At 41.6% G+C, this 245-nt stretch carries 1 pseudogene; it reads left to right on the top strand.

The features are described 5' to 3' along the window. Positions 1-245: pseudogene (locus AAEY99_RS21625) on the top strand (hypothetical protein); the annotation flags it as partial.

Here is a 245-nt window from a genome sequence, read left to right as displayed (position 1 = left end):
CCGCTAATATTTGATGATCAGGTCGTCGGTTATTTATACAGCAGCCCTATTAGAGACATTGAATCTTCTTCGGCTACTGCATTTTCTCAGCAACAACGCTGGACCAGTATGGGAATTGGTTTATTGTGTTTACTGCTTGCGAGTGCGATTGCTTGGTGGTTATCTCGTTTTCTGCTTATTCCGGTAAAGCAAGTTATGCTGGGCGTGTCATATTTATCTCAGGGTAATTATGATCAACGTTTATC

The organism is Shewanella sp. S1-58-MNA-CIBAN-0166, assembly GCF_040310085.1.
In the GTDB taxonomy this organism is placed as follows: Bacteria; Pseudomonadota; Gammaproteobacteria; order Enterobacterales; family Shewanellaceae; genus Shewanella.
This window is presented reverse-complemented; position numbering and strand designations above follow the sequence as displayed.